This window comes from Planctomycetota bacterium (assembly GCA_039819165.1).
In the GTDB taxonomy this organism is placed as follows: domain Bacteria; phylum Planctomycetota; class Phycisphaerae; order Phycisphaerales; family UBA1924; genus JAHCJI01.
In genome coordinates this window covers 623,661-643,282 of the sequence record JBCBSM010000001.1, presented here as the reverse complement: position 1 = coordinate 643,282, position 19,622 = coordinate 623,661, and the positions used below count along the sequence as shown (strand labels likewise).

Sequence of the window (19,622 nt, the reverse complement as noted above, 5' to 3'; positions counted from 1 at the left end):
CGCGATTGCGGTGATCCCCTACACACTCGTCCGCGTCAGGGCCCGCACGATGCCGAGGCCGACCGCCAGCACGAAGCAGCCGATGGCCGCCCAGAAGAGCAACCCCGCCTGCGGGCCCGAGCCGGCGCGATCGGCCAGCATCAGGATGGCCCCGCCGACGACCAGGGCGCTGATCACCAGCGCGTAGCTGATGTTGCGGCTGGCCCGTTCGATCTCGTGGGTCACGTTGTCCAGCCCGTTGTGGCGGAGCTGGACCTCCAGGTCACCGCTGCGGACGGTGTGCAGCAGACCGCTGGCGGCGGTGGGCACGCGGTCGAGCAGCTTGGCGTAGGCCATCGACGATCGCTCGACCCGCCTCCGCAGCGCGCCGAACCCAAGCCGCCGCCGCACGAGCCGCTCCATGTGCGGCGTGACGTGGCCCACCAGGTCGAACGACGGGCACACTTGCTCGCCCACGCCCTCGATGGTCGCGATGGCCTTGACCAGGTACACGATGTCGGCGGGGATCTCGAGATCGTGGCGGCGGACCTTCACGAATAAGTCGCCGAGCAGCCCGCCCATCTTCAGCCCATCGAGGCTCGCGGTCTCGAAGCGGGACATGAACTCCCACACGTCGGTGCGAAGCGCCCGCTCTCGGATCCGCAGCGGGTTGGCCCCCGCAAGCTCCAGCACGCCCTCCAGCACGCGATCGAGATCGCCCGAGACCGTGCCATGCACCATGTCGGCCAGCAGCTCGGCCGTGCGGGGATCGATCTCGCCGGTCATGCCGAAGTCGATCAGGCACAGCTGGACGGGCGAGTCGTCCCCATCCACGTGGCCCTCCCGGCGGCGCACGAACAGGTTGCCGGGGTGCGGGTCGGCGTGGAAGAAGCCGATCTCGAAGCACTGGCGGAAGACCATGTCGCTGCCGATGGCCACGATCGACTCGCGCTCGGCGAGCGTGAACTCGTCGTCCGCCGCCCGGCCGAGCAGCGTGCCGTGGACCCGCTCCATGCACAGCACCGCGTCCGTGCTGTGCTCGGCGAATACACGCGGGAAGACGATGCGGTCGTCCTCGCGGAAGGCCGCCCGCATGCGGTCGATCGACCGCAGCTCGCGGGTAAGGTCCAGCTCGCGTTGCACCTGCTGGGCGAATTGCTCGACGATCTGCATCGGGCTGTACCCCAGATCACGGAATCGGCTCTCCGCGAAGCGGGCCAGCACGCGCAGGATCTCGACGTCGGCCTCGATGACGCGGTGGATCCCGGGACGCAGCACCTTGAGCACCACCTCGGTGCCGTCCCGCAGCTCGGCCCGGTGCGCCTGCGCGATCGACCCAGAACCCAGCGGCTCCTCGTCGATCACTCGGAATCGTTCGTCTACGCCTTTGCCAGCATCGCCGCCATACAGCGTCGAGAGGTGGGCCCGCATCTTGTCGGCGGGCACGGGCCGCACCGAGCTCTGCAGCGTGCGGAACTCCTCGGCCCACTCGGGCGGGATGAGGTCGGGCCGCGTCGACAGGATCTGGGCCATCTTGACGAAGCTCGGCCCCAGGTCCTCCATCGCCTGGCGGAGCCGGACCGCCAGCGGCGTGCGCTGGACCTTGGCGTCCGGCTTGGCCAGCCCGACGAAGCGACTGCCCCGCAGCACCAGCCGATCGAGCTGCAGTTCGTGGATGAACTCCTGGAACCCGAAGCGGGCGAAGGTCTGCAGGATCTCGCGGGCCCGCTGCGCGTTGCGGATGGTGCGGCGCGGATTAAAGAGGTACACGGCCATGCTCAGTCCGTCGGTCCAGAGACGGCGGCTCCGATAGCGAACATCCCCGCTCCGCGTTTTCTGGCCGGGCTGGGACCGCGGCGACGATCGCCCGGAGCGTGCCACACGCCTACGCCAGATCCTGCTCGAGCACGATGCGATAGCGGGCCTTGCCGCCCCTTAGGTGCTGCAGCGCGTCGTTGGCCTCGGACATCTTGAAGGTCTCGGTGACGGCCTCGATGCCGTGGCGGCCGCAGAACTCCAGCATGCTCGCCGTCGTCGCGGGGCTGCCCAGCGGCGTCGCGGAGATCTCACGCTGCTGCATAAGCAAATCGAACACGCCGAACTCGATCGGCTCGGCGACCGCGCCGACGTAGTGCAGCCGCCCGCGGGGCCCGAGCGCCGCGAGGTAGGCGTCCCAGTTCAGCCCGACGTTGACGGTGGAGAGAATGAAGTCGAAGCGGCCGGCCTGCTCCTCGATGGCGGCATCGCTTCGCGAATCCACGATGCGGTGGGCCCCGAGCGTCTTGGCCTCGTCGGCCTTCGAGCCCGTCGAGGTGAATGCCGTCACCTCGCAGCCCCACGCGGCCAGGAACTGCAGCGCCAGGTGCCCCAGCCCGCCGATGCCGATGACGCCCACGCGATCGGTCGGCCGCACGCCCATCTGCACGATGGGGTTGAACACCGTGATGCCGCCGCAGAACAGGGGGCCGGCCTTTACCGGATCGACGCCGTCGGGGATGGGCACGGCCCATTCCGCGCCGCACCGAACGCGGCTGGCAAACCCACCGTGGCGGCCGCCGATGGTCGCCTCAGTCTCAGCACACAGGTTGTGATCGCCCCGCATGCACTGGCGGCAGTGCATGCACGAGCCGCTGAACCAGCCCAGGCCGACCCGCTGGCCGACCTCCAGCCCCTGCACGTGCTCGCCCACGGCGGCGATGCGGCCGCTGGCCTCGTGGCCCGCGACGAGCGGGTAGGCGCTCTGCCCCCAGTCGTTGTTGAGCATCGAGAGGTCGCTGTGGCAGATGCCGCAGGTCTCCACGTCGATGTCGACCTCGTGCGCGCCAAGGTCGCCCAGTTCGTATTCGAAGGGCGTGAGCTCGGCGCCGGCGGATTCGGCGGCCATCGCCTTGACGGTCGTGGGCATGCGGTGCTCCTCGGGGGGTTCGCGGGACGGTAGTCCCGCGAGCGACCGCACACCCCAGGCACCGCGCGGGCTCTAGGCGTGCTCGCTGTGGTCGTGGTCCGACTCGGGCTCGGCCGCGGCCGCTTCGGGATCCTCCCGCTCGATCCGCGCCAGCGCGTCGGCCATCTCCGATCGCACCCAGCGGTCGGCAACAGAGCGAGAGTGGGGGGTGAGCGATACCGTCAGCTGCCCGCCGTGCGGCCCCAGCGGCTCGACGTCCATCCGCCGCCGCAGGTCCTCCAGCGGCTCGGCCCAGTGCTGCTCCCACTTCATGGAGAGCAGCGACTTGGCGCGCAGGCCCAGGTGGTAGCCCGCGACGATGGTGTCGATGCAGTCGCCGAACTCGTCGGGCTGCTTCATCATGTAGCGGAATATGCCGCCCGCGCAGATCGCCGCCGCCATCGGCCGGTGCGTCTGCGCCAGCTCGACGGCCTTGACCGAGATCTCGCCGAGCGGGTGCGTGTCGAAGCCGGTCACGACGTGCCAGATATCGTGCGTCTGGCGGATCCGCATCATGATGTACTCGGCGTCGGTCTTGACCTCGATCTTGCGGTAGTAGTCCGGGTCGTAGCCCATGGACTCGAGATGATCGACGTAGGCGCGGCCGAGCGTGCCCGTCGGCAGCCGGCGGAGCGCATCGGTGTCGGGCACGGGTTGGAGGTACCGCTCCTCGACCATCGCCATCACGCCCGGATCCTGCGTCGAGAATCGCAGCAGCTCGCAGGTCGCGTCCGACTTGCGGAGGCCGTCCTCGATGTCGAATACCGATTCGGTGTGCTCCGGGTCGATCAGCATGCCCACCACGCCCTTGACGAGCGTCAGGTAGGACGCGTGCTGGTGGTGATTCCTGTGCTTGCTCAGGAACGCGCTCAGGACGGCCATGATCAACTCCACCTGCCAGCGGGGCCCCGACCAACAGCCCGCCCGGTAGGACCGATATGACCGCGGGCGGCATCGCGGACCTTTCTCATGATATCGCGAATAGCGGCCGTGCCGAGAGGGGTTGGGCTCGGTGCGGCCGCCCGGCGGAGCGTCGGGCCCGACCAGCGACCCCACGCCCGAAGGAGACGTCGATGATCCACGCCGAGCCCCCGAGCGGCAGCTACGTCGAAGAGGCCTGCCCCGAGACGGAAGGCTGTGCGTGCTTCGGCGAGTTCTATCCGGCCTACCTCGCCGACCACCAGAAGCCCGCAACCCGCGTGTGGCACGTGCTGGGCACGCTCGGCTTGTTCGCGGCCGTGCTCCTCGCCGCGATCTCGATGACCTGGTGGCTGCTGCTCGTCGGCGTGATCGTCGCGTACGGCGCCGCGTGGCTGAGCCACCTGCTGGTCGAGCACAACCGGCCGCGGACCTTCAAGCAACCGCTCTACTCCGTGCTGGGCGACTTCAAGATGACCTACGAGATCCTGACGCTGCAGCGGCCGCTCCGCGAGCCGGTGCCCCAGCGGGTCGACGCGCAACCGATCAGAAGCGATCGGTGACCACGACCTCGCCCAGCGGCAGCTGGCCCGGCTTGGGCCACGGGTCCTTGGTGCCCTTGCCGATCGCCACCATCGGCCCGATGCAGTGGTCGCCGGGCAGGTTGATGAGCTTGGCGACCGCGTCGTGGTCGTAGCCGATCATCGGGCAGCTGTCGTAGCCTAGTGCCTTGGCAGCGAGCATGATCGTTTGCATCGCCATGCCGATGGAGCGCTGCGCCTCGTCGCGCTGGAGCTGCTCCTTGCCCTCGTGGAAGGGGCCCATCCAGTTGACCAGCAGGTCGCGGACCTCGTCCGGCGCGTTCTGCCAGTAGCGGCCGGGCTCCTTCGTCCAGGCCTTGACGTCGCCGGTCATGATGATCAGGACGCTGGCATCCGTCATCTGCGCCTGGTCGTTGCCGTTGGCGCGGATCTGCGCGCGGAGCTCGGGGTCCTGCACGACCACGAACCGCCAGTGCTGGATGTTGAAGCTCGTCGGCGACTGGATCGCCGCTTCGAGCAGCTTCGTGAGGTCGGCCTCGGGCATCCGGTGGTCGGCATCGAAGTGCTTGACGGCGCGGCGCGAGTAGATGGCGTCGAACGTATCCAAGTCGGCATCTCCTGAGAGTGGGGCATCGGTTGCGAGTGGCCGGCAGCCTACGGCCGGCGTCCCGTCCCAAAGCGTGATTCGGCCCGCAACCCGCCAAGGAGCCGCATCGCGATTGCCTTGTCAAGCATACTTGACATGTTTACAGTGTCGTGTATACTTGACATAGTGTCCACTCTGGCTGACATACAAGGACGGCACCCATGAACGCGTCGTTTGCCGAGAAGAGCGTGTGGATCCAGGCCGCCGCCGTCGGGCTGGTCCTGGGGGCCTATTTCGCGATCGCGGGCATCATGCTCGCCCACGGCGTCACGGCCCTGCCCGCGTATGCGCCCGTCTTCGCCATCGCTGTGGCGCTGCTGGTGGTGGTGCTGATCGCCGGCCATGTGGTCGCCGTGGCCACCGGCCGGCCGGAGAAGGCAGATGAGCGGGATCGGCTGGTCGGCTGGCGGGCGGAGGCCAACTCGGGCTGGCTGCTCGGCGTCGGCGTGCTGGCGGGCATCACGCTGATGGTGCTCGGGGTCGAGGCGGTCTGGACCGCCCACCTGCTGCTGGCGTCGCTCTTCCTGTCGGAGTTGCTCCGCTTCGGGCTGCAGATCCTCTACTACCGCCGGGGGCTGTAGCGTGGCTCGCTCGACGGCCGTCACTAACCGCATCCGCCGGCTCCGCTTCGAGCGTGGCGAGATGACCCAGCGACAGCTCGCCGAGCGGGTCGGCGTCAGCCGCCAGACACTCAACGCGATCGAGGGCGGCAAGTACTCGCCCACGCTGGAGGTCGCCTTCAAGATCTCGCGGTCGCTGGGGGTCGGCCTGGAGGATGTGTTCGCGTACGAGCCGACCGGCGATGGCGCATAGGACACGCGAACCCGACCCAGGGGAGCGGGCCGGGCTCGCGATGCCGAGGGGGACAATGGGCCGTTGGCTGGCCTAGCACCCAGCAGCGAACAGGTTCTGGAACGCCAGGAAGTCGAAGATGGTGAGGGCGCCGTCGCCGTCGATGTCGGCCGTGGCGTCGCCCGATGCGAAGGCGTTCTGGAAGGCGAGGAAGTCAAAGACGGTCAGCGCGCCGTCGCCGTCGAAGTCGGCGATGCAGCCGGAGGACTCCAGCGTGATCGTGCCCGTTACCTGGCCGCCGGTGCCCGGATCGACGAACCACTCGCCGACGAAGCGGACCGACGTGGTGCCCGAGCGGTGGTGGCCCTCGACGCGGCCGTCGCCGGCGACCACGACGACGATCTGGTCGGCGTCGATGGGCGGCGACATCTCGATCGTCACATCGGCGCCGGGACGGCCGGCGGGAGGGTCGCCGGTTGCGCTGGTGTCCGAGAAGATCAGGTTGCTGAGGTTGACGCCCGCGATGGCGCCCTCGATGGTGCCCACGCCCACGCCGCCGATGCTGCCGATGGCGCCGCCAGCGATGGCCTCGAGCGCCTTGACCCACCACTTGGGCTTGAGCGCGCCGCCGTCGTCGGCCACCTCGTCGTAATCGAGGGCGACGAGCTCGGTGCCGGTGTCGTCGAGCGTCCACAGCCCGACGATCGAGCTGTTCCAGACGTCGCCGGCCCACTGGCCGCTGCCGTTGGCGGGCGATTCCAGGCCGTCCGGCGTCGCCAGAAGCTCGCCGGAGTACTGCAGCGACATGTCGCCACCGCCAACGACGCCGTTGCCCTGGGCCGACCAGAACGAGGCGTCGAAGGTGCCGAATAGGTCGAGCGCGCCATCGGCCGGCCCGACACCGCCGAAGGTCGCCTCCATGGCGACGCCGTGCAGCACGCTCTCGACCATCATCTGCACGTTGGCGTGCTCCTCGAGCACGAGCTGCTGCGCCAGTGCCGGCGCGGGGGCGCCCACGCAGAGTGCCAGGCACGCTGCCCGAACGAAGATGTTGGTGCGATGCGACATGGTGATCTCCCGACGAGAAGCGGCGGCGCGATGCAGCGCCGCCGGATGGCGAAACGCCGTCCGGCCCTGGTCCAGATGGACCATCTGCGAGTAGATGGGTGCGTCCGATGCCGGGCGGCGGCGGAGCGGCAACACGCGTTGCGCCCGACCCCGCTTGTCCAGAAGAGCGAACGGGCGGGGTTCTACTTACGCGGCGGGCGAAGTATTTCTGGGCGGGTCTATTCGCCCGGGATGTAGCTGATCGCACCCTCGAAGGGGCTGCTCGCCGTCGCGTAGAGCTTCTGGTCCATGCGGCCGGCAAGGTACGCCTGGCGGCCGGCATCGAGTGCGAGCCGCATCGCGCGGGCCATGCGGACCGGGTCCTGCGCGTGCGCGATGGCGGTGTTGAGCAGCACGCCATCGGCGCCGAGTTCCATCGCCACGCTCACGTCGCTGGCGGTGCCCACGCCGGCGTCGACGATCACCGGGTAGTCTGAGTCGCCGTCCTTGAGCGCCTCGAGGCAGAGCACGATGCTGGCGTGGTTGACGATGCCGCGGCCGCTGCCGATGGGGCTGCCGGCCGGCATGACGCTCGCGGCGCCAAGGTCCTTCAGCCGCTTCGCGACGATCGGATCGTCGCTGGAGTACACGAGCACCCGGAAGCCGTCCTTGACGAGCTGCTCGGTCGCCTCGACGGTGCCGACGGGATCGGGCAGCAGGGTGCGCTTGTCGCCGAGCACCTCGAGCTTGACCCAGTCCCGGCCGGCATTGCCCAGCTGGTCGAGGAGCTCGCGGCCGAGCCGTGCGACGCGGACGGCGTCGTCGGCCGTGAAGCAGCCGGCGGTGTTGGGCAGGATGGTGTAGCGGCCGGTGTCGATGTAGTCGAGCAGGCTCTCGCCCCGCTCGTTGACCAGCCGCTCGCGGCGGACGGCCACGGTGACCACCTCGCAGCCGCTGGCCTCGAGCGACCGCTGCATCAGGTCGTAACTGGCGTACTTGCCCGTGCCCACGAAGAGCCGGCTGGCGAAGGTTCGCCCGGCGACGCCCAGCGGGGCGTCAGATGTTGCGTCGGGGGTCGTGTCGGTAGAGGGTCCCGCGGTGTCGGTGCTCGTCATGGCCGATTTTAGGGGAAGCGGCCGCGCCGCACGCCCGATCGCTTCGCGATTGGGGGCGATCTCGGTCGCTACACTCGGGCCATGCCAGGATGGCGGCTGATGACCCTGCTGACCCCGTTGGTGCTGTGCGTGGCCGCGGCCCACGCCGTGGCCCAGCCCGATGCGTCGCCGCCCGTCCCGGTGGATCCCTTCGACATCACGGGAGACGGCTTCGGGCCCGTCGTGCTCGTCGCGCCGGGCACGCCCCCGGTCGCGACGCTGCGGCTCGCCGGCGGCCGCGCGCGGCTGTGGTCGGATCGCCCGCTGCGGGCCGGCGTCGAAACGACGCGGCGGGTGTACCTGCAGGGCGACGTGCGGGCCTCGGTGGGCACGCTGGAGGTATCCGCCGACGCGGCCCACGGCTGGTTCCAGCGGCTGCCCGATGGACGCCAGCAGTTCTTCCTGGTGCTCGAGGACGCCCTCATCCCTACGGGCTCGCCCGGCAGCGGCGTCTCCGGCCCGTTGCTGCCCATCGAGGGTGTGCTGGCGGCGGGCTCCACGCTCGCACTGTCGGCGATCACCGTCGAGCGCGAGTCCCCGCTCGCCGCGACGACCGCGGTCGCCCAGTCGCGGTTCGCCCAGCGGCTCCGCGAGTCGGTCGGGCTCGCGCTCCCCGTCGCCGATACGCAGACGCTCGCCGACGAGGACGCCGCGCTGCGGAGCCTCCTGGATAGCGCCCAGCTGCGGCTGGGCGGGCTGCCCACCCGCGAGCCCATCCTGCCCACGCGAGGCCGGGTGTGGTTCGATGCCGCGGGCGTGCAGCAGATGCTCGTCCGCCAGGCCGCGGAGGGCGAGCGACCCGAGTACGCCGTCGTGCTCGACGGTCCGGTGATCGTCCAGTTCCAGGACACGCAGGGCGGGCGTCGCGCGCAGCTGACGGCACGCGACGCGGTGCTGTTCCACGAGGCCGATCTCGGCGGGCTGCGCCGGCTGGATGCCGCCGACGTCGCCGGGTTGTACCTCGAGGGTGACGTCACGGTCGACATCGAGATCGATCGCCGGGGCGGGGCCGAGCGATACCGGGTGCGATCCCCGCGGGTCTACTACGACCTGCGTGAGGACCGTGCGCTGCTGATCGAGGCGGTCTTCCGGGCCGATCCGCCCGACTGGCCCACGCCCATCTTCGTGCGGGCCGGCGAGATCCGGCAGCGGTCGCTGCGGGAGTTCACCGCGACCGATGCGCAGCTGACCAACACCGGCTTCTTCCGGCCGCACCTTGCCCTCGGCGCCAGCACCGTGACGGTCCGCAGCGAACCTCGGCCCGACCGCGATCGCCTGATCGCCGATGCCCGGAACATCACCGTGCGGGCCCTCGACGTCCCGTTCCTGTACTGGCCGGTCTACGTCGGCGATCCGACCCAGATCCCGCTGCGGCGGCTGGCGTTCCAGAACTCGTCCAGGACCGGTGCGGCCATCCGAACCGCCTGGGACGGCTTCTCGCTGCTGGGCGTCGAGAAGCCCGCGGGCATCGACCTGGACGTGCTGCTCGATCTCTACTTCGAGCGCGGTCCGGCCTTCGGCGGCGAGGTGCGGTGGGACGGCGGCGATTTGTTCGTGTACAACCTCGTCAGCGATAGCGGCACGGACCAGCTCACCACGGGCGCACGCATCGATCGCGACGACGAGAACCGCTTCATCGGGCTCCTGCAGCACATCGATCAACTCGACGACCTGTGGACTTTCCGGGCCGAGGGCGCCTTCTTCAGCGACGAGAACGTGCTGTCGGCCTTCGCGCCCAACCTGACCTCCAGCCGCCGCGAGGCGGTCACCGGCGGCTCGCTCCAGCGGATCGACGACGCCAGCAGCCTGCTGGTCGGCACCGAGTTCCTCACCAACGACTTCCTGGTCAGCGACTACCAGCTCCGCTCGAGGGGCTACATCGCCGAGCGGCTGCCCGAGGCGCGGTACATCCGCCCCGGCGACGACCTGCTGCCCGGCGTCCGCCCCGGGCTGCTGACCTACGGGTCGGACACCCGCATGGGCCAGCTGCGGCTCAACTTCACCGAGCCAACGGCGGCCGAGCTGGGCTTCGATACGCCCACCCGCTCGATGGCGGCCTTCGGCATCGCGCCGAGCGAGACCCTCGACGACACCCTCCGGGCCGAGGGCCTCACCGAACGATCGATCTTCCGCTTCGATACCCGCCACGAACTCTCGGCCCAGCTCGATCTCGGCCCCGTCCGCGTGCAGCCCTTCGTCGGCGGCCGCGTGACGGCGTACGACACCGAGTTCGAGGAATTCAGCGACGAGGCCGACGAAGCCCGCGTCCGCGGCACGGCGGGGGCGAGGCTCTCGACGCAGCTCACCCGCGTGTACGACGGCGTCGATGTGCCGGCGCTCGACCTCTACCGATTGAGGCACGTGGTCGAGCCCAACGCGACGTTCTGGTACGCCGACAGCGAAGTGCCCCAGGGTGCGCTGCCGGTCTACGACGAATTCGTGGAGAATGTGGCCGAGGGCTTCGCGACCCGCTTCGGCATCGACCAGACCTTCCAGACGAAGCGGGGCTCCACCGGGGCGTACGAGTCCGTGGACGTGCTCACGCTCTCCACGCACCTGCACTTCGCGGGCGACGAGCGTCCCGACGACGACCGCATCCCGCGGTTCTTCGACGCCAACCCGGAGCGGAGCCAGCTGGGCGACGCCTTCGATCTCCGCGCCGCCTACCAGGCGACCGACGCGGTCGGGCTCACCTTCCAGTACACCTACGACCTGGATCTGGATCGCAACGCCGAGATCGTCGGTGGGTTCCAGATCGACCATTCGCCCACAACGCGGCTGTTCGGCGAGGTCCGCCACATCGGCGCACCCGACGACACCTACGCCTCTGCGGGCGCCGCCTACCAGCTCAGCGATCGCTACGACATCGCCGTCGACGGCGTGTACGACGCCGACGAGAACTCGCTGCAGAGCATCGGCGCCAGCCTCTCGCGCGAGATTCCCAACCTCGTGCTCACCGGCCGGGTTCGGTTCAACGAGATCACGGGCGAGACGACCGTCGGCGTCCGGCTCCGGCCGACCGTGATCGATCGCCGGCGGGAAGCGCTCGATCGCCTGGGCAACTCGGCGTTGGGCTTCTAGATTGCGCGGTTGGGGCGATCAGCCGTCGTCGCGGTTCTCGAGCGCCTTGCCGTAGGCGACCATCACGATGACCACCGTGGGCAGCGCGTACTCGCCGGCTTGCTGCGCGACGGACTCGAGGTTCTCGTGCTCGCCCCGCTCGACCTCCTTGGCCAGGTCGAGCAGCGTATTGTGGATGCTCGCAACCAACTCCGCCAGGATCTCGAAGTCCTCGTCGCTCTTGGGGCCGAACCCCCGCAGCAGCGGCAGATCGAACGGGATGTCGTAGTACCACAGCCCGTCCCGCTCGACGATCCGCAGCCCGAGCACGGGCTTGTCCCGCCAGGACAGCGCCACGATGTCGTCGGTCACCCGCACGGGCTGGAGTGCCTCGGCGTTGCGCTCGATCCAGCCGTACGGATCGCCCAGCAGCTCGCGGACCACGCCGTCCAGGCCACGCCGCATCGCGGCCCGATCCTCCACGGCGCGGGGCACGCCGCGGGCGGCGCCGGGCTGGGCCGTGAGCGCCCGGCCTATGAGCGAATCGATTCGGCCGTCCGCGGCGGCCTCGTCGGCCTGCCGGCGGATGCCCTCGACCTCGTCCGGGAAGGCATCCGCGACGGCTCCGCCCAACCGCTGGAGCACGCCGAGCGTCCGCGCGAGCCGCTCGACGACGAGGGCTTCGCCGTCGCCCTCGGACCAGGTCAGCTCGTGCACGCGGCGGATCTCGCCGTCGAGGACCATTTGTCGGGTGGAGTCCAGCAGCGCCTCGGGGCTGTCGTGGGGATACGAATTGTCGCAGCCTCCCAGGTTCGCCAGAACCACGACGAGGCCGGTGCATCCGACAACAAACGACAACCGCGATCGCCCCAGGGTCCGCCCGGCCATCCTAAACGACTGCCGCATGTCGAAGGGTATGCGGCGGAGCGGTGGGGGTTTGCCTCGCCCGTCGCGAACGGGATTGCAGCAATCCGCGGGCTCAGGTATCATCGGAACCATGGGGCGATCGAGCGACGATCCGGCCGGTACCGCCGTCCAGGCGAGCAACGCTGATTCCGCGGTCTGCACCATCCGGGTCGTGGTCAATGGCCAGCAGCATCGCTTTCCACCAGGCACCACGATCGCCAATCTTCTCGAACAGGTTGGCCTGGCCTCGGCGACTTGCGCGGTTGAGGTCAACCGCACCATCGCGCCCCGTGCCGAGCACGGCCGCATCATCCTCGCCGAGCACGATGAGATAGAGATCGTGACGCTCGTTGGCGGCGGCTGACGACGCCGGTCCACCGATCACGCTTAACTACATCTGAATTCGTACATCGCGCAAGCTGAGCGCCTCACGTCACCATCCGTGATGCGATCCGACGTAGCGTTGCCGCGCTCAGGATCGCGCGCGTCGATCGATGTGGGCGACTCGCATCCCGCAGAAACGAAGGAGAGAACATGCACACTCGCGCGCAAGCAGCGTCGATGCTGGCCGGGCTAGCCCTCGGTGCCGCCGTAACCTCGGCCGCGGCGCAGGACGTCTCGGTGGAATTCCTGGGCCGCTTCGAATCGGGAGCCTTCGACGAGGGCGCCGCCGAGATCGCGGCCTTCGACGCCGATAGCGGACTCGTGTTCGTCACCAACGCCAACGCAAACACCGTAGATGCCCTCGACATCACCGATCCGTCGAGGCCGATCCTGGCATTCACCATCGACCTGTCCTCCTTCGGCGCGGGCGTGAACTCCGTGGACGTCTCGGGCGGTCGTGTTGCGGTGGCCGTCGAAGCCGACCCCCCACAGGACCCGGGTTCGGTGGTGTTCTTCGGCAACGACGGCAGCTTCGAGTCGAGCGTTGAGGTCGGCGCGTTGCCCGACATGCTCACGTACAGCCCGGACGGCCGCTGGCTGCTGGTCGCCAACGAGGGCGAGCCCAGCGACGACTACACCGTCGACCCCGAGGGCTCGGTCAGCGTGATCCGCATCCGCGGTGATCACCCGGTGCGGCAGCGGGACGTCCGGACCGCGGGCTTCGGACGGCTGCGCGCTGGGGACCTCGATGGGGGCGTGCGGATCTTCGGCCCTGGCGCATCGATCGCCCAGGACCTGGAGCCTGAGTTCATCACGATTTCCGAGGACTCCCGCTTCGCCTACGTCGTGTGCCAGGAGAACAACGCCATCGTCGAGGTGTTCATCCCCTTCGCGTGGGTCACCGACATTTTTGGGCTTGGCACCAAGGACCACGCCGCACCGGACAACGAACTGGATGCCTCCAATCGTGACGACGCGATCAACATCCGCAGCTGGCCCGTACTGGGCTTCTACCTGCCGGATTCCATCGCTTCCTATGCCATGGGCGATTCGACGCTCATCGTGACGGCAAACGAGGGCGACGCCCGCGATTACGACGGCTTCTCGGAGGAGGCGCGCGTCGGCGACGTGGTGCTCGACCCCGTGGCATTCCCGCACGCCGCCGCGATCCAGGACGACGCGAATCTGGGCCGCCTGAAGATCACGACCACTGCGGGCGACCCTGACGGCGACGGCGACTTCGATCAGCTCTTTAGCTACGGCGGACGCAGCTTCAGCATCTTCACGACCGACGGCGATCTCGTGTTCGATTCGGGATCCGATTTCGAGAGGATCACGGCCGGCATCCTGCCCGACGACTTCAACAGCACGAACGACGAGAACGGCAGCTTCGACGATCGCTCGGACGACAAGGGGCCCGAGCCCGAGGCGCTGACGCTCGGTGAGATCGGCTCGCGGACCTATGCCTTCATCGGTGCCGAGCGCGTCGGTGGCATCTTCGTGTACGACATCACCGATCCAAGGGAACCCATCTTCGAGACCTATGCAACCAGCCGCGACTTCGGCGGCGACCCCGCCGCGGGCACGGCTGGCGACCTTGCGCCCGAGGGCCTGGTCTTCATTCCGGCCGACGACAGCCCCATCGGCGAGCCCCTGCTCGTTGCGGCGCACGAGGTCTCCGGCACGACGGCGATCTACCGTGTCATCGCCGACGGCGGCTGTACGGTCTTCGCCGACCTCAACGGCGATTGCATCGTCGACGTCTTTGACCTGCTGATCCTGCTCGATGCGCTCGGACCGTGCCGGGGCTGCCCGGAGGATCTCGACGGCGACGGCCGCGTCGACCTCATCGACGTTCTGCTGCTGCTGCGGGCCGCCCTCGACGGGTAGAGACCCCTCGGCATCATGCCGGGCGCGATCCCCGATCGCTCCTCACGTCGTCCCGGTCGCCGCCCCGTTCGCACGCCCCCCGGGCTGGGCCGCGGCCGGGGCGGCGGCGGCTTGGGGTGCCCTGTACAGGCACGTCGGCCGCGGCTTCTCGAGCAAGATATAGAGCGCATTATTGATGAACGTGGGGTGCCGCGTCAGCGTCAGATGGTGCGTCGGGATGAAGGTCACCGCGTCCCAGCGAATCGGCGTGACGACCCGCGGGCCGGGCTCGTCCTCGGCCATCCGCTCGTCCATGAGTGCGCTGGACCGCAGCACCGTGCCGTCGCCGAACTCGGTCGCCGCGTTGCGGAACTTCTGATCTCCCACGCCGACCTCCACATGCCTCGGCGTGCGGGCGCCGTCGCCGGCGAAGAGGTGCAGCGCCAGGTCCCGCGGCGCGTTGGCGGGCAGATCGAGCGCGGCCTGCACCCGCTCGGTCTCACGGAGGCACTTGGCCAGGTGATCCAGGGCGATCGCACGCCGAGCGGGTGCGTCGACGTCCGGCAGCATCATGGCCAGGTGGTCCTCGATCGCAGGATTCGCCAGCCCCCAGCGCATCTTCATCCAGCGCTCGATCGAGAGCAGGTCCTCGATCGGCTCACCCGTGGCTTCATCGATGAAGAAGCGGTGCCGGGACCGCGGCAGCAGCTGGTAGATCGACGGGAAGGTGCCCAGGAAGCTCGACGCGTAGCCGGGCGTCGCCGGCGTGGCGGGCAGCCCGTGCACCAGCTTGTCGAGCGACATCGTCGAGCCCGCGTTGGGCGTGCCGATCATGATGGCGTGCTCGACGTTCTTGGCGCCTGCCCACGTCAGCTTGGGCGGCGAGCCGTCCTCGGGCAGCAGCTGGTCGCCGTATCGCATGTAGTACCGCAGCATCAGCCCGCCCATCGAGTGGGCGACGACGTCGACCTTCAGTCCCTCGGGATCGCACACGCGGGCGTCGCGGGCCGAGAAGGTGCGGACCTGCTCGATGAAGCGGGCCAGCAGCCGGGCGTTCTCGGGGATGCTCCGCCGCCAGTCGTAGTCGAACTGGAAGCAGGTCGAGAGCGCGGTCCAGCCGTAGTCCAGCTGCGCGCGCATCCGCGAGCCCTTGGTCTGCAGCGACGCCTCGTAGTCGCCCACGCCGAGCATCCGCAGGATGGCCTCGTAGGCGCGCACCTCGATGGGGAAGCCCAGCATGCTCAGCCGCAGCTTGGTCAGCGAGCCGGCCGACCGCACCTCGTCGGTCAGGTCGTGCAGCGGCGTGCCGGGCTCCATCGGGTGGATGATCTTCTGGACGGCCTTGGGATCCTCGGGGTCGGCGAAGCCCGCCTTATCCGAGCCTCCCCAGAGGTAGTCGTCCTCCTCGCCCGTCGCGTTCTTCCAGACCAGCCGCGAGCCGAGGATGCCCGGGATCAGGATCAGCGGGTTTCGGGTGCTGGCGTCCTGCTGGGCCGAGCGGCCGTAGATCTCCGCGGGGCTCGGGTGCGCAAAGGACGACACTTCGCCCAGGGCCCGCACCGCCATGCTGCGGGCGCGGTTGCCCAGCCCCTGGCGTCGATCGCCGGTCTTGCCGCGTTCGGCCATCCGCATCCTCCTGCGCGGCCGATCGGGCCGCAATCCACGCGAACGTCCCCGGCCACTGTAGTGTTCCCGGCGGCCGGAGCCCGCAACGCCGGAACCCAGAACCGGGGCCACATAACCGTGGGCGGACGCAGTTTCTCGGCGGCGACTCTTGACTCGACGGCATCCCGCGGGAAACTTGGGGCCCGCGCCGTCGATTGCGCCCGGCGCGGGATCGCGGTGACGAGCTCGCCGCAGAGCGCCTGACACGAAGGAACCCCGACCATGCTGCGCAACGCAGCCAACGCAATGCACGATCCCGGCCGTCGATTCGGCGGCGGGGCCCTGCGCGTGCCGAGTCGGCGAGGTTCTTTGTCCGGCTGAGCTTCGTCCGGCTGAGCCGGACCCGCGCACGCCCAAACCGGTCCGGAGTTGATTCTTGGGCCCGCGATCCGCGCATGCGACCGGGTGATGCGTCGTCGCCCGCGCGCACGCGCATGTAGCCCTCTTAGGAGGACGAGCCATGGAGCACGAAGTGCAGCAGCGTGCGCTCCGCCCGCAGAGCGCGTCCACCGAACCATCGATCCTGTCGCGCCGGCTCGCGCCCGAGGATGTCGGGCCGGGCCAGCACGTTGCCGTGCTGATGGTCCGCAAGAACTACTGGTGGCGGCCGTACGGCGGCGAGTTCGAGCGACTCGTGCTGCCCTGGTGGCCCGAGTGCGACACCTCGGGCGAGTGGGAGCCGTGGGGCCGCGCGGGTACCCCGCTGCGGATCGAGGCGGTCAGCCTGCCCTACGTCGTCGTCTCGCGCGGCAAGGGCAAGCGAACCACCATCGACCTGCGGCAGGTCGAACTGGTCGAGGTCGGCGAGACCTACGCGGCTGCGTTCCGTCCGAAGAAGGAGCGGAAGGCGAAGTCGACGCCGGCAACCCAGATCTCGCCCAGCGCCAAGGAGTGGCGACTCTGAGGCCAGGGTGATAGAGCAACCGCGTGCGGTTCGGTTCGACCGGCTGCGCGCGGTTGTTGTTGTTGTTGTTGTTGTTGTTGTTGTTGCCGACGCAGCGACTCAGGCAATCGAAGAGGGATCGGCCAGCAACCCCACGATCTCCGCCAGCGCCAGCGCCGCCGTCGCGCCGTCGACCACGCGGTGGTCGCAGGCGAGGCTCAGGGGCATCTTCTTGCCGACGAGCGGCTGGCCGTCGCGCACCACGACGGCGTCGTAGACCTTGCCCACCGCGAGGATGCCCACCTCGGGGTAGTTGATCACCGGCGTGGCGAACATGCCCGCGTGGCTGCCGACGTTGCTGATCGTGAAGGTGCTGCCCGTGAGCGCCTCCCGCGGGGCGCTGCGGTCGCGGGCGCCCCGGGCCGCGCCGGCGATCGAGTCGGACAGGCCCGCGACGTCCATGCGATCGGCCTCGCGGATGACGGGCACCATCAGCCCGGCGTCGGTGTCGGTAGCGATGCCCAGGTGCACGGCGGCGTGCTCGACGATCTCCTCGGCGTCGTCGTCCACGATCGCGTTGAGTGCGCCGAATCGCCCACCCGCATTCGGGCCGATGGTCCGGCAGACCGCGGCGGCGACGAACGGCAGGAAGCTGAGCTTGGCGCCCTGCTGCGAGAGCTGCCGGCGGAGCGCATCGAGGTCGGTCACGTCGGCCTCGTCCATCACCGTGAAGTGCACCGCCGTGTCCACGGACTGCCGCAGGCGGTTGGCGATAGTCTTGCGGACCCCGCGGAAGGAGGTGCGTGCATCGGCACCCGAAGCCTTGCTCTGCTGCGCGGGATCGGGGATCGGCCGGATCGAGGACGGCGTGTAGCCCGGCGCCTGCGGAACTCCGGCGCCGCCCGCTCCCGGAACCATCCCGGGCATCATGCCGGGGTACATGCCGGGGAAGGGCATCATCATCGGCATGGGCATCATCATCATGGGCATCGGCATGCCGTAGGGCATGCCCATCCCCGGAGCCATCTGCGGGGCGGCCATCTGCGGAGCCATGCCGGGCTGGGGCATCGGTGGCTGGAACGCCTGCTGCGGTCCGGGCTGGGGTGAGGCTTGCGGCCTGGGCATCGGGCGGCGCGACGTCGGCGGCGCCGCGGGCTCGCTCGTGCGGGCGGCGGGGGCGCTCGAAACCTCGGACGCCGGCGACGATGCCCCGCCGCCGGCGACGAAGGCCTTGAGGTCCTTCTCCAGAACGCGGCCGCCGATGCCGCTGCCGGGCACCCGGTTGATGTCCACGCCCATCTCGCGGGCGATGCGGCGGACGGCGGGCGTCGCGAGGGCCTTGCCGGCGGTCCGCGTCAGGCCTGGCGTGTCGGCGGACATCTTGCCGACGACGGTGCCGTCGTCCTCCCGGGCGGGCGTGTCCTTGGGCCTGGTCGTGGCGGCATCGCCGTTGTTGCTGGCGGCCGCGGGGGCGTCGGCGCCGCCCTCGAAGGTCACGAAGGGCTCGCCCACCTTCATGGTGTCGCCGTCGGCACCGTGTAGCGTCTTGATGGTGCCTCCACGCGGCGCGGGGATCTCGGTGAGCGCCTTGTCGGTCTCGACCTCGGCCAGCGACTGCTGCTCCTCGACCGTGTCGCCCTCCTTGACCAGCCACTTGATGAGCTCGGCCTCTTGCAGACCTTCGCCGATGTCGGGCAGGAGGAAGACGTTTGGATCGCTAGAAACCTTGCCGGCCATGGAAATCCTCGGGCAATGGGGAATGGGCACTAGGCAATGGGACTGCGCACGAACGCCGGCATCCGCATCGATGCCGTTGCCCATTGCCTGGTGCCCATTGCCCCCTCCCTCTCCATACGCTAGTACGCCAGCACCTGCTCGATCGCCTCCTTGATGCGGGGGGCCTCGGGCAGGTAGTGGTTCTCGAGCTTGTAATACGGCATCACGACGTCGAAGCCCGTGACCCGCTGCACGGGCGCCTCCAGGTTCAGGAAGCACTTCTCTTGGACGATGGTGGCGATCTCGGCGCCCATGCCCGCGGTTCGGGCCGCCTCGTGCACGACGACGCAGCGGCCGGTCTTCTGCACGCTCTCGACGATCGCGTCCTCGTCCATCGGGTAGATCGTGCGCAGGTCGATCAGCTCGACGCTCACGTCCTCGGGCAGCTCGTCGAGCGCGGCGAGCGCCTGGAACACGGTGGCGCCCCAGGTCACGACGGTCACGTCGTTGCCTTCGCTGAGGATCTTGGCCTCGCCGATGGGCACCTCGTAGTCGTCCTCGGGCACGTGCTCCTTGTAGCTGCGATAGACGCGCTTGGGCTCGAAGTAGAGGACCGGATCGGGATCGCGGATCGCCGCCAGCAGCAGGCCCTTGGCGTCGTAGGGCGTCGACGGCATGACCACCTTGATGCCCACGTGGTGGCTGTAGATCGCCTCGGGGCTGTCGCTGTGCAGCTCCGGCGCATGGATGCCGCCGCCCACGGGCACCCGCACGGTGAGCGGCACCGTGACCGCCCCGCGGGTGCGGTTCCGCATGCGGCCGGCGTGGTGCACGAGCTGGTCGTAGGCCGGCCCCAGGAACCCCTCGAACTGGATCTCGGGCACGGGCCGCATGTCGTTCATCGCCAGGCCGATGCTGGTGCCGATGATGCCCGACTCGGCCAGCGGCGTATCGACCACGCGGTCCTCGCCGAAGCGCTTCTGCAGGCCCTCGGTAACGCGGAACACGCCGCCGTTGAGGCCGACGTCCTCGCCGAGCACGACGACGCGGTCGTCCCGCTCCATCTCCTGGGCGAGGGCGAGATTGATCGATTGGACCAGGTTCAGTTCGGCCATGC

At 69.4% G+C, this 19,622-nt stretch carries 17 protein-coding genes; 7 read left to right on the top strand and 10 right to left on the bottom strand.

Annotated elements, in window-relative coordinates:
- Nucleotides 1-18 precede the first annotated feature (18 nt).
- From AAFX79_02880 to AAFX79_02870, 3 genes are all read right to left on the bottom strand, one after another.
- Nucleotides 19-1,755, bottom strand: coding sequence for an AarF/UbiB family protein (locus AAFX79_02880; protein ID MEO1007487.1), 1,737 nt, complete (start codon nt 1,753-1,755; stop codon nt 19-21).
- 109 nt (nt 1,756-1,864) lie between these two features.
- Nucleotides 1,865-2,884: an NAD(P)-dependent alcohol dehydrogenase gene (locus AAFX79_02875; GenBank protein MEO1007486.1), complete on the bottom strand. Its 1,020-nt coding sequence runs from the start codon at nt 2,882-2,884 to the stop codon at nt 1,865-1,867.
- A gap of 72 nt (nt 2,885-2,956) precedes the next feature.
- Nucleotides 2,957-3,805, bottom strand: a complete 849-nt coding sequence (locus AAFX79_02870) for a Coq4 family protein (GenBank protein ID MEO1007485.1) — start codon at nt 3,803-3,805, stop codon at nt 2,957-2,959.
- Between the two features lie 191 nt (nt 3,806-3,996).
- Here AAFX79_02870 and AAFX79_02865 point away from each other — a divergent pair, with 191 nt between their 5' ends.
- Nucleotides 3,997-4,404 (top strand): DUF962 domain-containing protein, encoded by a 408-nt coding sequence (locus tag AAFX79_02865; protein ID MEO1007484.1) that lies wholly within the window; start codon nt 3,997-3,999, stop codon nt 4,402-4,404.
- Here the strand turns inward: AAFX79_02865 and AAFX79_02860 are convergent.
- Entirely contained in the window at nt 4,388-4,990 is a 603-nt protein-coding gene (locus AAFX79_02860; protein ID MEO1007483.1) for a nitroreductase family protein, read from the bottom strand. The two genes, AAFX79_02865 and AAFX79_02860, sit on opposite strands and share 17 nt — an antisense overlap.
- A gap of 200 nt (nt 4,991-5,190) precedes the next feature.
- On the opposite strand from AAFX79_02860, the gene AAFX79_02855 reads away from it, so the two are divergent.
- Together AAFX79_02855 and AAFX79_02850 are read left to right on the top strand one after the other, a co-directional pair.
- Nucleotides 5,191-5,610, top strand: coding sequence for a hypothetical protein (locus tag AAFX79_02855; GenBank protein MEO1007482.1), 420 nt, complete (start codon nt 5,191-5,193; stop codon nt 5,608-5,610).
- Between the two features lies 1 nt (nt 5,611).
- Nucleotides 5,612-5,842, top strand: coding sequence for a helix-turn-helix transcriptional regulator (locus AAFX79_02850; GenBank protein MEO1007481.1), 231 nt, complete (start codon nt 5,612-5,614; stop codon nt 5,840-5,842).
- Between the two features lie 72 nt (nt 5,843-5,914).
- Here the strand turns inward: AAFX79_02850 and AAFX79_02845 are convergent, their stop codons facing one another.
- The gene (locus AAFX79_02845; protein ID MEO1007480.1) at nt 5,915-6,889 is read right to left on the bottom strand and encodes a GC-type dockerin domain-anchored protein; all 975 of its coding nucleotides are present in this window, start codon (nt 6,887-6,889) and stop codon (nt 5,915-5,917) included.
- A gap of 218 nt (nt 6,890-7,107) precedes the next feature.
- The gene (locus tag AAFX79_02840) at nt 7,108-7,983 is read right to left on the bottom strand and encodes a thiazole synthase (protein ID MEO1007479.1); all 876 of its coding nucleotides are present in this window, start codon (nt 7,981-7,983) and stop codon (nt 7,108-7,110) included.
- Nucleotides 7,984-8,082: 99 nt separating this feature from the next.
- On the opposite strand from AAFX79_02840, the gene AAFX79_02835 reads away from it, so the two are divergent.
- On the top strand, nt 8,083-11,103 hold the full coding sequence (locus AAFX79_02835) for a hypothetical protein (protein ID MEO1007478.1): 3,021 nt from the start codon (nt 8,083-8,085) through the stop codon (nt 11,101-11,103).
- 18 nt (nt 11,104-11,121) lie between these two features.
- On the opposite strand, the gene AAFX79_02830 is transcribed toward AAFX79_02835, so the two are convergent.
- On the bottom strand, nt 11,122-11,988 hold the full coding sequence (locus AAFX79_02830; protein ID MEO1007477.1) for a hypothetical protein: 867 nt from the start codon (nt 11,986-11,988) through the stop codon (nt 11,122-11,124).
- 91 nt (nt 11,989-12,079) lie between these two features.
- Here AAFX79_02830 and thiS point away from each other — a divergent pair, with 91 nt between their 5' ends.
- Both thiS and AAFX79_02820 read left to right on the top strand, forming a co-directional pair.
- Nucleotides 12,080-12,352 (top strand): sulfur carrier protein ThiS, encoded by a 273-nt coding sequence (thiS, locus tag AAFX79_02825; protein ID MEO1007476.1) that lies wholly within the window; start codon nt 12,080-12,082, stop codon nt 12,350-12,352.
- Nucleotides 12,353-12,522: 170 nt separating this feature from the next.
- On the top strand, nt 12,523-14,262 hold the full coding sequence (locus tag AAFX79_02820; protein ID MEO1007475.1) for a choice-of-anchor I family protein: 1,740 nt from the start codon (nt 12,523-12,525) through the stop codon (nt 14,260-14,262).
- A 42-nt stretch (nt 14,263-14,304) separates the two neighbouring features.
- Here AAFX79_02820 and AAFX79_02815 read toward each other — a convergent pair whose 3' ends face one another.
- Complete coding sequence (locus AAFX79_02815; protein ID MEO1007474.1) at nt 14,305-15,867, bottom strand: hypothetical protein; 1,563 nt, start codon at nt 15,865-15,867, stop codon at nt 14,305-14,307.
- Nucleotides 15,868-16,366: 499 nt separating this feature from the next.
- On the opposite strand from AAFX79_02815, the gene AAFX79_02810 reads away from it, so the two are divergent.
- A complete protein-coding gene (locus AAFX79_02810) occupies nt 16,367-16,810 on the top strand; it encodes a hypothetical protein (protein MEO1007473.1) in 444 nt (147 codons plus the stop codon).
- Nucleotides 16,811-16,909: 99 nt separating this feature from the next.
- On the opposite strand, the gene AAFX79_02805 is transcribed toward AAFX79_02810, so the two are convergent.
- On the bottom strand, nt 16,910-18,526 hold the full coding sequence (locus AAFX79_02805; GenBank protein MEO1007472.1) for a 2-oxo acid dehydrogenase subunit E2: 1,617 nt from the start codon (nt 18,524-18,526) through the stop codon (nt 16,910-16,912).
- 119 nt (nt 18,527-18,645) lie between these two features.
- Nucleotides 18,646-19,620 carry an alpha-ketoacid dehydrogenase subunit beta gene (locus tag AAFX79_02800; GenBank protein MEO1007471.1) on the bottom strand — a complete coding sequence of 325 codons (975 nt, stop codon included), beginning with the start codon at nt 19,618-19,620 and terminating at the stop codon, nt 18,646-18,648.
- Nucleotides 19,621-19,622: the final 2 nt, after the last annotated feature.